Raw genomic sequence first — 11,437 nt, 5'->3', positions numbered from 1 at the left:
TGTGATGCCAATACGCTTGGCGAGGTCACGGGTTCGTCCCTCAAAGCCAAATTCGGCAAAAAATCTTATTGCTTCTTCGACAATCAATTTTTCCCGGGTCGTTCTGTCCAGTCTCTTGCGTGAAGTCTCTTTAGTCATCAATGATCTGCTCTTCTTTTTCGTAATAGGAACAGTTTATTACCGCTCCGGTATCGCATTTTTGGTGTAGTGCGCCGTTGTTAAGCATCATAGCGCATACCTCAGATTGAACCTAGTCATTGACAGCTTATTTATCAAATGATATATAACTAATTATCAACTGATAAATAAAAAATTGATGGGAATAGGGCAACGTGAAGTCAGGCTCATTTGAATATGCCAGACCAGACAATTTGCTAGCGGTTTTTTCACTCCTAGACGAATTCGGTGATGACGCAAAAATTCTGGCGGGCGGGCAAAGCCTGATCCCGGCGATGAATATGCGGATGGCCGCCCCCGAAATGTTGATTGATGTGGCTCGTGTCGATGCCTTGAAGGGTATTGAAATAACTGGAGACATCCTTCGAATCGGTGCCATGAGCCGTCATATTGATGTAATGAAGTCTGGAGATGTTAGCCAAAGAGCACCACTCATTTCAATGGCAATGCCACATATTGCCCACACTACCATTCGAAATCGTGGGACATTTGGCGGTTCACTCTGCAATGCGGATCCGGCGGCAGAGCTACCGGCTTGTACAGTTGCCCTGAATGCGAAGTTTAATATCCAAAGTTCGTCCGGGATACGCTCTTTAGGAGCGGAGGAGTTTTTTAAAGGGATCTACACTACCGCCTTGGAGGCAACGGAGATTTTGGTTTCGGTTGACGTACCGATAGCAGGTCGGGGCAGTCGTGCTTATTTTGATGAAATTGCGCGGCGTAAAGGCGACTACGCGATGGTGGGTCTTGCAGCACATGCTGAAATTCGAGACGGTTGTTTTAAATTGGCGCGTCTAGCATTTTTCGGTGTAAGTGAGATGCCGATATTAGCTGCGGCAGCCTCCCGTCTTTTATCAGGAACTCCGCTTGACCAAGTCAAGATAAGTGAAGTTTGCGAGGCTTTGTCGGAAGATATCGAGCCATTTGAAGATCTGACGACTTCTGCAGCAGCCAAACGGCATATGGCGAATATATTGCTTGCTCGGGCTCTAACGGCTTTTCAAAGTCAGGAACGGGCACATGGCTGACTTAATCGCAATTACCATGAAAATAAACGGTGAGCCTGTATCCGCCACCATCGAGCCGCGGCAAACTATTGCGGATTTTCTACGCTCCACCATGGGTTTGACGGGCACGCATCTTGGGTGCGAGCATGGTGTTTGCGGAGCTTGTACTATTCGACTGAATGATGTGACGGTCCGTGGATGCCTGACATTTGCCGTTCAGTGCGATGGCATGGAAGTGGAGACCATCGAAGGCGCTTCCGAATCCGGACGCATTAGCGATCTGCAGGAGAATTTCGTTTCTCGCAATGCCTTGCAATGTGGGTTCTGTACGCCGGGCATGGTGTTGTCTGCTGACGAGCTGCTTGCTGACAATGCTGACCCGAGCAGAGAAGAGATCCGGGAGCATTTGTCGGGAAATTACTGCCGATGCACCGGCTATCAATCTATCATTGATGCAATAGAAACGACGGCCAAACAGCGGCATGAAAGGCTGGGTGATGAATAAAATTCTTACACAGGCCTTTCTTGATCGCCCGAATTCTTACGTGGGTAAATCAGTAATTCGTTCGAATGCGAAGCGTTTAGTGCAAGGGCGAGGAACCTATGTAGACGATATCAATTTGCCAAGGACAGTTCATTTGGCGTTCTGTCGAAGCCCTTATGCCCATGCAGAGATCGTTTCCATAGACAAGCAAGAGGCGGAAGCTGTTACCGGCGTGCTTCGAATTGTCACCATGGAGGACATCAAGGATTACTGTACGCCATGGGTAGGAGTTCTGGATCACTTGAAAGGCCTTAAATCTGCGCCCCAATGGCCGCTGGCCAATGGCAAAGTATTTTGGCAAGGCGAGCCGGTCGCCGCTGTAATTGCTACTAGCCGTGCCATTGCCGAAGACGCCGTTGATTTGATCGACGTGGATTTCAAGGAGCTTCCTGCCGTCACGAATATGATGACGGCGTTGGAAAAGGAAACGCCTGTTATTCATCCCGAACTCGGCGACAATCTTTGTTTTGAGCGTGACATTGAAATCGGAGACGTCAAGGCAGCCTTTGAGGAAGCCGATTGCATTGTTGAGGAAACCTTGCATTTTAATCGCCATACCGGCGTTTCCTTGGAACCACGCTCCATAATTTGTGACTACAATCCGGCGGATGAAATGCTGACGCTCTATATGTCGGTACAATGTCCGCATATGTCAAAAAACCTGTTCGCCAAACATCTTGGGCTGGATGAGAACAGGGTTCGAGTTATCTGCAAGGATGTTGGTGGGTCTTTCGGAATAAAACTCCACACCTATTCGGATGAAATGACGGCTGGCGCATTATCGGTGATGTTAGGCCGCCCGGTAAAATTTGTTGCAGATCGCCTTGAAAGTTTTACCACCGATGTTCATGCTCGCGATCATGAGCTTAAAGCCAGAGCAGCTTTTTCCAGCAACGGCGATTTGTTGGCGTTGGATATTGACGATGTTACTGGAATTGGTCCGTACTCGGTATATCCAAGAACATCGGGAATAGAGGCGAACCAGGTTTTGAATCTCACCGGTGGTCCTTACAGGCACAAAAATTACCGAGCCAAAACAAAAGTCGTGTTCCAGAACAAAAATGTCATGTGCCAATATCGAGGAGTGGGCCAGCCAATTGCTGTCGCAGTTGCCGAGCATTTGATTGACGAGGGCGCCCGAAAGCTTGGCATGGACCCTTTGGATATTCGAAAAAAGAACTTTATACATTCTGACGCTTATCCCTATACGGCACCATCTGGCGCGATCTACGAACGCCAATCTCACCAAGAATGCTTGGATAAGCTGGTTGAGATGGTCGATTACGAAGCGCTGCGACAAGAACAGATTGAAATGTCCGGAGGGCCAATTCTGCGTGGTATAGGTTTTGTGAGCCTTGTAGAACTCACGAACCCCAGTCCTGCGTTTTATGGCGTGGGTGGCGCCAAAATTGCTTCACAAGATGGGTGTACCATCCGGCTGGATCCGACTGGAGGTATCACCTGTTCCACAAGCGTTACGGAACAAGGTCAGGGCACGGAAACGATCATTGCTCAGATTGCGGCCTCGGCTGTTGGCGTTAATATCGGTGATGTTCGGATCATCACTGGGGACACCGATGTTGTTCCCTATGGCGGAGGCACATGGGCCTCCCGCGGCGCCGGTATTGGCGGTGAGGCTGCACTGCAGGCAGGTAAAGAATTACGAAAAAATATTCTCAAAATCGCAGGAGCAATCCTGCAAACTGACCCCAGAAATCTGGATACCGAGAAGGGATTGATTGTCGATTTTGCTACTAGGAAGGAGCGAATGCTCCTCTCAGAGCTCGGACGGATAGCATATTTCCGTAGCGATATTCTGCCAGAAAATATTCAGCCCGAGCTGATCGCCACTAAGCATTTTGTCTCCCGTAGTTATCCTTTCGCCTTTACCAATGCGGCCCATGCCTGCCATCTGGAGGTGGATACTGATACAGGGCTTGTAAAGATCCTCAAATATTGGGTTGTCGAGGATTGCGGCACAGTCATTAATCCGCAGTTAGTTGCCGAACAAACCCGGGGAGGCGTGGTGCAGGGAATTGGACCTGCCCTTTATGAAGAATGTTTGTATACAGGTGACGGTCAATTGATCAATGGATCGATGGCAGACTATTTGCTGCCTATGGCAGCCGAAATGCCCGACATTATCGTTGGCCATGTCGAGACGCCGACTGAGACCACTGAATTGGGCGCGAAAGGCGTTGGAGAAGCTGGCACAGCGGGTGCACCAGGCACAATTATGAATGCAATTAATGACGCGCTACATCAACGGGGAGCGAAGGTAGTTCATATGCCATTCACTCCGGACAAAATTTTGCGCGCTCTTGGAAAAATTTGATTAAGCGTAACCGAGTTCAAAAGGTTCCGGAAGAAGGAACTAGTATTTCTAAAAGTAACTAACATTGGAGGGTTAGATGACCAAAATAAAAAAATATATGCAAGGTAGTGACGGCGTTAGTCGGCGTCATATTATTAAAGGAATGGCAGTCACTGGTACCATGGCAGCAGCTAGCCCTTTGATGTTCAATATTGCCAATGCGGCATCGTCTAATATTAAGGTGGGGTTCCCTGTACCCTTGACCGGCCCCTATGGCTCGGAAGCAAAGGAGCAGGCCAATTGCGCTCAAATGGCTATTGATGAATTTAACGCAGGAGGCGGGTTGGGCGGTCGAATGGCTGAGCTTCTGGTCCGGGACGACAAATTGAAGTCAGGCGAAGCGGCCACACGGACTCTGGAACTCATCGAAAAAGACAACGCTGATTTTATTGTCGGCTCGCTGTCGGCTTCAGTGCAGTTGGCGGTCAACAGCGTCGCCAAGGACCGTAAAAAAATCTACGTCTCGATTTCACAGTCAGATGCGATTAACGAAGCAAAGCATTTCTCAAAATACACTTTCCATGAAGCATTGAATCCTCATATGACGGCGGGGGCGGTCGGTCGCTATGTTTTCCCGAAAAAGGGTAAACGGGTAGCATTTCTGATTGCAGACTATGCCTATGGCCATGAAATGGCGAGAGGATTTAAAAAAGCCGGGGAAGCTTTTGGTATCGAAGTGGTTGCTGAGGTTAAGCATCCGCTGGCGACAAAGGATTTCTCACCGTTTCTTCCGGCTATTCAAGCTGCCAAGCCGGATGTCTTGTGCCTATGCAACTTTGGCTACGATCAATTGAATTCCCTTAAGCAAGCGACCAATTTTGGGATGAAGGATCAAATGCAAATGATTGCGCCGGCTCTGCTGTATAATCAACGTCGGGCAGGTGGAGCCACTGCGTATGATGGTGTTATCGGAGGTTCGAATTTTTATTGGGGTATTGAAGACAAAACTGCCTCAGCTAAGGCATTTAACGACGCTTATCGCAAAATACACAAGGGCGCTCCGCCGTCAGATTATGGCGCATATGGATATTCCGGCGTAGCAGGTCTCTTGGAAGCAGTGAAGGTCGCGGGTACTGCTGATACGGATGCCGTTATCACAGCGCTGGAGAACATGAAGTATAATAAATATAAAGGCACACAATATTACCGCAAATGCGATCACCAGTCGGTGCAGGCGGTTTATATCGTTGAATCGAAGCCAAAATCTCAAATGGCGAATGAGTATGATGTCTTCAATGTTGTTTCTGTAGACGAGCCAAGCGAGAAAGTCCTAAGAACCTGCGACGAACTCGGCCTGGGCTAGGCCATTTTGGTGTCGGTCATGGCTCTTGCTCTCCCTGAGGGCTAGACCGGCACCTCTTCACAAGATCGTCTTAAACTCGCGGCTGAATTAGGATCCTTTGAATGAGCGGTATTACTTTAGATCTTTTTGCCTTGCAGCTATTTACGGGGCTTGCGCTGGGCTCGATTTTTGTCTTGCTTGCAATTGGGCTGTCCTTGATTTTCGGTTTACTGAACGTTGTAAATTTTGCGCACGGGGCATTTTACATGATCGGCGCCTATGCCGGGGTCTTCTTTCTCGGGCTTACAGGCAATTTCTGGGTAACTCTTATAGCCGTACCTCTCACCGTTGCCGTGCTTGGCTTAGGCGTTGAACGGTTTCTCATTCGACCACTCTATGGTCGCGGTATCGACTACCCTCTTCTTTTGACATTCGGATTGGCTTTGGCACTGGTTGAAATTGTCAGAATTCTTTTCGGGTTGGAAGGCGTGCCTTTTGACACACCCGAAGCTCTGCGCGGTGCGGCAAACCTCGGATTTGGATATTTTCCCATTTATCGGCTTTTTATTATCGCTGTTACCGCTGTATTGGTCACCGGGCTATGGTTGTTCATCGAAAAAACCTCCTACGGCCTTATTATCCGTGCAGGTGCCCTAGATACCGAGATCGTACGGGTCTTGGGGATTGATATATCAAAAGTCTGGTTGGTGGTATTCGCCATTGGTACTGCTATTGCAGGCCTTGCCGGCGTGCTGTCGGCACCAATGCGGAGTGTGATTCCGGATATGGGGACAACAGTACTTGTTGAAGCGTTCGTCGTTACCGTAGTCGGTGGCATGGGATCTTTGGTTGGCGCCGTTGTCGCCGGTCTTTTGGTTGGGGTTGTTGTCAGTATGACCTCCCTTTTCTGGCCAGATATGGCAGATCTTTCAATGTTTGCGTTAATGGCCGCCGTGCTGATGGTTCGTCCACAGGGGCTGTTCGGTAAAACAGGGGGCCTGGGATGAGCGGATCTCCTGGAAATACTGGCGAAATGCAGGTCTCAAGCAGGCGTCTTTCTTCTGTCGTGCGATCTATTGGACGTCACCGAGTGTTGGCAGTTTTAGTTATCCTGTTTTTCTTCCCTTTCATTCTGCCTTACGAAGCCTTAGCTGTGAATATTCTGATTTATGGGCTCTTTGCCTTGGGTTTTAATATGGTATTCGGTTACTTGGGGATGCTGTCTTTCGGTCACGCTGCGTTTTTTGGCATTGGTAGCTATGGCACTGGTATTGCGATGGTCCATTTCGGTGTTCCCTGGTTGCCGGCAATTTTGCTTGGAATACTCGGCGCTGGACTGATTGCGATGATCATGGGGGCGATGGCCATTCGGACCAAGGGTATTTATTTTGCCATGGTGACATTGGCCCTTGCTCAATGCGTCTATTACCTGATTTATCAAATGGAAGAATGGTCGGGCGGTGAGGACGGCCTAACGGGCGTGAAGACGGGTGATATTGATCTTGGATTCGCAACATTTAGCCTGTTCGATCCCACGGTGAAATATTACTTCATGTATATCTTTGTTGGTGGCGCCATTTTCTTTTTTTCACGCATCCTCGCATCACCTTTTGGCGCCATTCTTGAGGCGATCCGGGAAAACGAAAATCGGGCACGGGCGTGCGGCTATAATGTTTTGCTGACCAAATGGACAGCTTTTGTTATTTCAGGCCTCTTCTGTGGACTGGCCGGGGCGCTGAACGCAATCCATTTGTCTGTCGTTCCCATAGACTCACTTCACTATCATATGTCCGGGCAGGCGGTCATCATGTCTCTTCTTGGCGGAATGGGGACATTTTTTGGGCCCTTCGTTGGCGCTTTCGCCTTTTTGATGCTTGAAGACGTGATCACACTGCTCACGACCCACTGGCAGCTATTTGTTGGGGTCATATTTATGATTTTTGTTCTGTTCTTCCCCAAAGGAGTTTGGGGCTCGATCCTGCATTGGGTGTCGCGATGACGGCAGGTGAGACGACCGCACCGGAAATACTACGGGCTGAAAATGTGACGATAATGTTTGGCGGTTTCACAGCATTGTCAAATATAAATGTGTCTTTTCCAGAAGGCCGTCTTACGGCCATCATTGGTCCAAATGGTGCCGGTAAAAGCACTTTGTTCAATGTGTTGTCAGGGGCATTTCCACCAAGTACCGGGGAAATTTTTTTCAAGGGAAAGGAAATTACAGGTGTCCCTCAGCATGCGTTTGCCCGAATGGGCATCGCCAAATCCTTCCAGATTACAAATATCTTTCCTAAGATAACCGCTCTGGAAAATGTTCGGATAGCAATACAGGCCATGACCTGTCGTTTTAACATCTGGACACCACGCTCCAAATTCAAGGAGATGGAGGACGAAGCCGCAACATTGTTGGAAATGGTTGGGCTGCATCAGCATCATCATCGTTTGGCATCAAATTTGGCTCATGGGGAGCAGCGAGCGCTTGAAATTGCGTTGGCGCTAGCCTGTAATCCGTGCCTGTTGTTGCTGGATGAGCCTACGGCGGGTATGAGCCCGGAGGAAACGTCCACAATGATGGATTTGATCACCGATCTGGCCAGCACCCGCACAGTTATTCTTGTCGAGCATAAAATGAAGCTTGTCATGGGTATTTCTAACCATTTGATTGTCCTTCATCATGGAGAGTTCTTGGCTGAGGGAACACCCGATGATATCCGATCAAACGACGAGGTAAAGCGGGTGTACCTGGGACAAGGAGCTCACTGATGCTGAAAGTAGAAAATCTTCATGCCTGGTATGACCATAGCCATATTATTCAAGGTATCTCAATCGAGGTTAAGCGCGGAGAAATTGTCTCAATTATAGGCCGAAACGGTGCCGGTAAGACAACGACCCTACGGACCGTCATGGGGCTGGTTGCCAAGCGTAAAGGAAGTGTTTTCTTTGATGATTATGGAGATATCCAGAAGGAACCAACGCATACGAGATATCACTATGGTCTTGGCTATGTACCGGAAGACCGGCGAATTGTACCGGGCCTGACGGTTCGGGAAAATCTGCGGCTCGGCCTTACTGCGTCAACGTCGAAGACCGATGAAAATATAGTCATTGACCAAATTGCCCAAACATTTCCAAGATTGAAAGAACGGCTCAATCAGATTGCAGAAACTATGTCTGGTGGTGAGCAGCAGATGCTTGCGATTGCTCGGGCAACTGCCTCTTCGCCAAAAATGATCATGCTGGACGAGCCCAGTGAGGGCATTATGCCGGTGCTGGTGGACGAAATGTTTGAATTGTTTGCGAGGCTTAAGGGGGAAGGAAAAACAATCCTGCTGGTTGAGCAAAATGTCGAACGCGCCCTCGAAATTTCTGACAGAGCCTACATCATGGACCAGGGGGTTATTGTTCATGAAGCGCAGGCCAGTGATCTTTTGGCTGACAAAGAAATTCAAAATCGATATTGTGCCGTTTGATAAGAGAAGAGCGTTTTCATACATTGATAACGCTATTTTTTGCTCCGACATTTGTCGACGAAGATTCCCTAATCTTTGAATTTTATTCCTTGTTCCGGTAATTATTTTCCCGGTTGTCTTGGTTAGGGAATTTGAATAAAAATATAACGAAAATAAGCGGTTATAGCGTATTTGAAGCGAAATTTACGTCAAATTGGCCGAATTTCCCTGTTTTTTCCCTGTTTATCAGGGAAAATTGCGGAGCCGAGTTCGCTTCAGACTGCTACCTCCACCACTCACTCTGGGGCGAACCTCGGTCCAATCCAGGTTCGCCCCAGAACCCCGCTGTTCCAGGGCTTTGGTCATATCCCCTGTAAACAGAGACGCTACCTTGAGAGCGAATATGCCGTATTTTGGCATTCGTCTCTGTCGCCCTGTTTCAGAGTCCAGTCCATGGATATAATGGGGGAGTTAGGTACGGTAACCGAGCCGCTTCTTCTGCTCATACCAGTCCGTTGACAACGGATTAAGTCTCGCAAGCCCGCTGGCAGTCAAACTCTCGGGCTGATGACCTTCAAGAATGTCTTTCACAATTTCCAGTGCCAAAAAAGCGAGGGGGAGTACGCGCGTAACCTCCGTATCAAAGATCTTTTCTTTATCGGCAATCTCCTTGACTGATTTGACCTCCCCGGATGCCAGCTGATCAAACCAATATCTGCCCTTGGCAATCAGACGACAGAGATCTGGATCGGGTTGACGGGATTTCGTATTCCCGGCAATGACCAACTTCGCCTCCACCCCTTTGCGCTGCATTTTGATGGCAATGTTGAGGGGTATGATATTGCTATCTTTAATGAGGTCATCTGCCGCTTTGATCTCCAGTAACTCCATCAAAGCGTCTTTGCTTAAGTCGATAGAGATTGAATCTGTTCTGAGTTCAACTCGATGAATGATACCTTTTATGGCATTGTCACATTAACTTCATGTAGGCGGGAAGAAGCCTCAGTAGAATTATTTAGGCAGCTTTGCTTGCAGTTGCCCAAACGCCGAATGCTTCAGCGCGACTTTGCTTTATATGAGATCGGTTTATTAGGTGACGTTGAAGGTAGAAGATATTGTAAGCGGCTGAGTGAATATTGAGAAATCTCTGAGCAGATCCTGGTGACTTAAACTTCTGCATTTTTCGCTCCCTTCGTCTTACTGGGAGGTGCGAGTTTTCTGCCCGATTGTTCGATCGCTTGTTGTCAATGTGCGGGGCGTTCAAGCGCAAAGTTCGGAATGCTTTATGATAGGATCTTAGCTTATCTGTTACGATTTGTGACGGCGCAAAACCTTGCTTCTTCAATAATTTTCTCATCAGCTTCAAGGCAGCTTTGGCGTTTCGGCTTGGTTGTACGAGAAAACCCAGGGCTTCTCCTTCGCTATCAACCGCACGCCACAGAAAATGCCGTTCCCCTCGAATAACGATGACCATTTCATCTAAATGCCAGATATCATTGGGAGTAGGGCGGGAAGGCCTCAGATTTTTGGCGATTGGCTCACCAAGCTTTAGAAACCATCGTCGAACAGTTTTGCAGGAGATATCCAGACCTCGTTCCGCCAACAGATCTTCGATATCTCGGTAGCTCAGCGTAAATCGGGCATACAGCCAGATAGCATGCTGAATAATATGAGATGGGAAACGATGCCGGGAATAGGAGATCTTTTGCATCGACCGAGATTAGTACAGCATCGATTTCCTAGCCACTAAGTTAATGTGACAATACTTTATTTTCTCCGCAGATAGACTAGCCAATAGGTGAGGGCAACAAAGCCGCTACCGCCTAGAATGTTTCCTAGCGTGACAGGGATTAAATTCAAAAAGAATCCGGTTATGGTGACACTGTCTGATCCAGCGAAATAACCTAACGGGAGTAAGTACATATTGGCGACTGAATGCTCGAAGCCAAGGGCAACGAATGCGGAAATTGGAAAGAGGAGGGCGGCAATTTTACCGATTACACTACGGGCAGAAAAACATAGCCATACGGCCAGACACACAAGAATATTGCACAAGATGCCACGAAAAAATGCTTCTTCAAAGGTTAGTGCTATCTTACTATTAGCGATGCTCATGGCAGTCGTTCCTACAGCCCCATCCTGAAAATCGAGGGTACCTGATAAGGCGACGAGAAAGACAATGAAAAGGGATCCAACGAAATTCCCGATATAAACAATCCCCCAGTTACGGAGCAATTGTCTGTGGCTGACCTTTCCGTCAGCCCAGGCCATGACGATCAGATTATTACCGGTAAAAAGCTCCGCTCCGCCGACGATGACCAGGATCAGTCCCAGTGAAAACGCCAAACCTCCCAACATTCTGGCAGGGCCGAAGCCCAACCCACTTTCCGTCATTACCACTGTATAGAATGCGGCGCCAAGGGCAATAAAACTCCCGGCAAGGACAGCAAGCATGAAAGTTTGAATAAAACCAAGCCCGGCCTTCGCGACACCGACATTTTCGACCCGCATGGCCATGATATCTGGCGCATAAGCATCGTTATTTACAGGAGGGATGACATTTTTCATTTGCTAACCAATTTGGGTAAGGGCTTGTGGGCACGT

Annotated in this window: 11 protein-coding genes; 8 read left to right on the top strand and 3 right to left on the bottom strand. The window is 48.4% G+C overall.

What is annotated here, in order from left to right; translation table 11 throughout:
- Positions 1-332 precede the first annotated feature (332 nt).
- The 8 genes from V7723_RS12305 (at position 333) to V7723_RS12270 (ending at position 8,854) form a co-directional block, all read left to right on the top strand.
- Positions 333-1,205, top strand: a complete 873-nt coding sequence (locus V7723_RS12305; RefSeq protein ID WP_335684773.1) for an FAD binding domain-containing protein — start codon at positions 333-335, stop codon at positions 1,203-1,205.
- A complete protein-coding gene (locus V7723_RS12300) occupies positions 1,198-1,689 on the top strand; it encodes a (2Fe-2S)-binding protein (RefSeq protein WP_335684772.1) in 492 nt (163 codons plus the stop codon). The genes V7723_RS12305 and V7723_RS12300 overlap by 8 nt, the downstream gene beginning before the upstream one ends.
- Complete coding sequence (locus V7723_RS12295; protein ID WP_335684771.1) at positions 1,682-4,063, top strand: xanthine dehydrogenase family protein molybdopterin-binding subunit; 2,382 nt, start codon at positions 1,682-1,684, stop codon at positions 4,061-4,063. Before V7723_RS12300 ends, V7723_RS12295 begins: the two co-directional genes overlap by 8 nt.
- A gap of 76 nt (positions 4,064-4,139) precedes the next feature.
- Positions 4,140-5,405: an ABC transporter substrate-binding protein gene (locus tag V7723_RS12290; RefSeq protein WP_335684770.1), complete on the top strand. Its 1,266-nt coding sequence runs from the start codon at positions 4,140-4,142 to the stop codon at positions 5,403-5,405.
- A gap of 101 nt (positions 5,406-5,506) precedes the next feature.
- Positions 5,507-6,391, top strand: coding sequence for a branched-chain amino acid ABC transporter permease (locus V7723_RS12285; protein ID WP_335684769.1), 885 nt, complete (start codon positions 5,507-5,509; stop codon positions 6,389-6,391).
- Positions 6,388-7,383 carry a branched-chain amino acid ABC transporter permease gene (locus V7723_RS12280; RefSeq protein WP_335684768.1) on the top strand — a complete coding sequence of 332 codons (996 nt, stop codon included), beginning with the start codon at positions 6,388-6,390 and terminating at the stop codon, positions 7,381-7,383. The genes V7723_RS12285 and V7723_RS12280 overlap by 4 nt, the downstream gene beginning before the upstream one ends.
- Positions 7,380-8,147, top strand: a complete 768-nt coding sequence (locus tag V7723_RS12275; RefSeq protein WP_443024223.1) for an ABC transporter ATP-binding protein — start codon at positions 7,380-7,382, stop codon at positions 8,145-8,147. The genes V7723_RS12280 and V7723_RS12275 overlap by 4 nt, the downstream gene beginning before the upstream one ends.
- Positions 8,147-8,854: an ABC transporter ATP-binding protein gene (locus V7723_RS12270; RefSeq protein ID WP_335684766.1), complete on the top strand. Its 708-nt coding sequence runs from the start codon at positions 8,147-8,149 to the stop codon at positions 8,852-8,854. Before V7723_RS12275 ends, V7723_RS12270 begins: the two co-directional genes overlap by 1 nt.
- Before the next feature lie 450 nt (positions 8,855-9,304).
- Here V7723_RS12270 and V7723_RS12265 read toward each other — a convergent pair whose 3' ends face one another.
- The 3 genes from V7723_RS12265 to V7723_RS12255 form a co-directional block, all read right to left on the bottom strand.
- On the bottom strand, positions 9,305-9,724 hold the full coding sequence (locus V7723_RS12265) for a hypothetical protein (protein ID WP_335684765.1): 420 nt from the start codon (positions 9,722-9,724) through the stop codon (positions 9,305-9,307).
- 124 nt (positions 9,725-9,848) lie between these two features.
- Entirely contained in the window at positions 9,849-10,544 is a 696-nt protein-coding gene (locus tag V7723_RS12260) for an IS6 family transposase (RefSeq protein WP_335684764.1), read from the bottom strand.
- A gap of 56 nt (positions 10,545-10,600) precedes the next feature.
- On the bottom strand, positions 10,601-11,401 hold the full coding sequence (locus tag V7723_RS12255) for a formate/nitrite transporter family protein (RefSeq protein WP_335684763.1): 801 nt from the start codon (positions 11,399-11,401) through the stop codon (positions 10,601-10,603).
- Between the last annotated feature and the right edge of the window lie 36 nt (positions 11,402-11,437).

Origin of the sequence: Sneathiella sp. (assembly GCF_036960985.1) — a bacterium.
Classification (GTDB): domain Bacteria; phylum Pseudomonadota; class Alphaproteobacteria; order Sneathiellales; family Sneathiellaceae; genus Sneathiella.
This window is presented reverse-complemented; position numbering and strand designations above follow the sequence as displayed.

Bases quoted from the DNA above. Each gene is read 5' to 3' on its own strand.
- V7723_RS12300 (WP_335684772.1), top strand. From the start codon at position 1,198: ATGGCTGACTTAATCGCAATTACCATGAAAATAAACGGTGAGCCTGTA.
- V7723_RS12295 (WP_335684771.1), top strand. From the start codon at position 1,682: ATGAATAAAATTCTTACACAGGCCTTTCTTGATCGCCCGAATTCTTAC.
- V7723_RS12290 (WP_335684770.1), top strand. From the start codon at position 4,140: ATGACCAAAATAAAAAAATATATGCAAGGTAGTGACGGCGTTAGTCGG.
- V7723_RS12285 (WP_335684769.1), top strand. From the start codon at position 5,507: ATGAGCGGTATTACTTTAGATCTTTTTGCCTTGCAGCTATTTACGGGG.
- V7723_RS12280 (WP_335684768.1), top strand. From the start codon at position 6,388: ATGAGCGGATCTCCTGGAAATACTGGCGAAATGCAGGTCTCAAGCAGG.
- V7723_RS12275 (WP_443024223.1), top strand. From the start codon at position 7,380: ATGACGGCAGGTGAGACGACCGCACCGGAAATACTACGGGCTGAAAAT.
- V7723_RS12270 (WP_335684766.1), top strand. From the start codon at position 8,147: ATGCTGAAAGTAGAAAATCTTCATGCCTGGTATGACCATAGCCATATT.
- V7723_RS12265 (WP_335684765.1), bottom strand. From the start codon at position 9,724: ATGGAGTTACTGGAGATCAAAGCGGCAGATGACCTCATTAAAGATAGC.
- V7723_RS12260 (WP_335684764.1), bottom strand. From the start codon at position 10,544: ATGCAAAAGATCTCCTATTCCCGGCATCGTTTCCCATCTCATATTATT.
- V7723_RS12255 (WP_335684763.1), bottom strand. From the start codon at position 11,401: ATGAAAAATGTCATCCCTCCTGTAAATAACGATGCTTATGCGCCAGAT.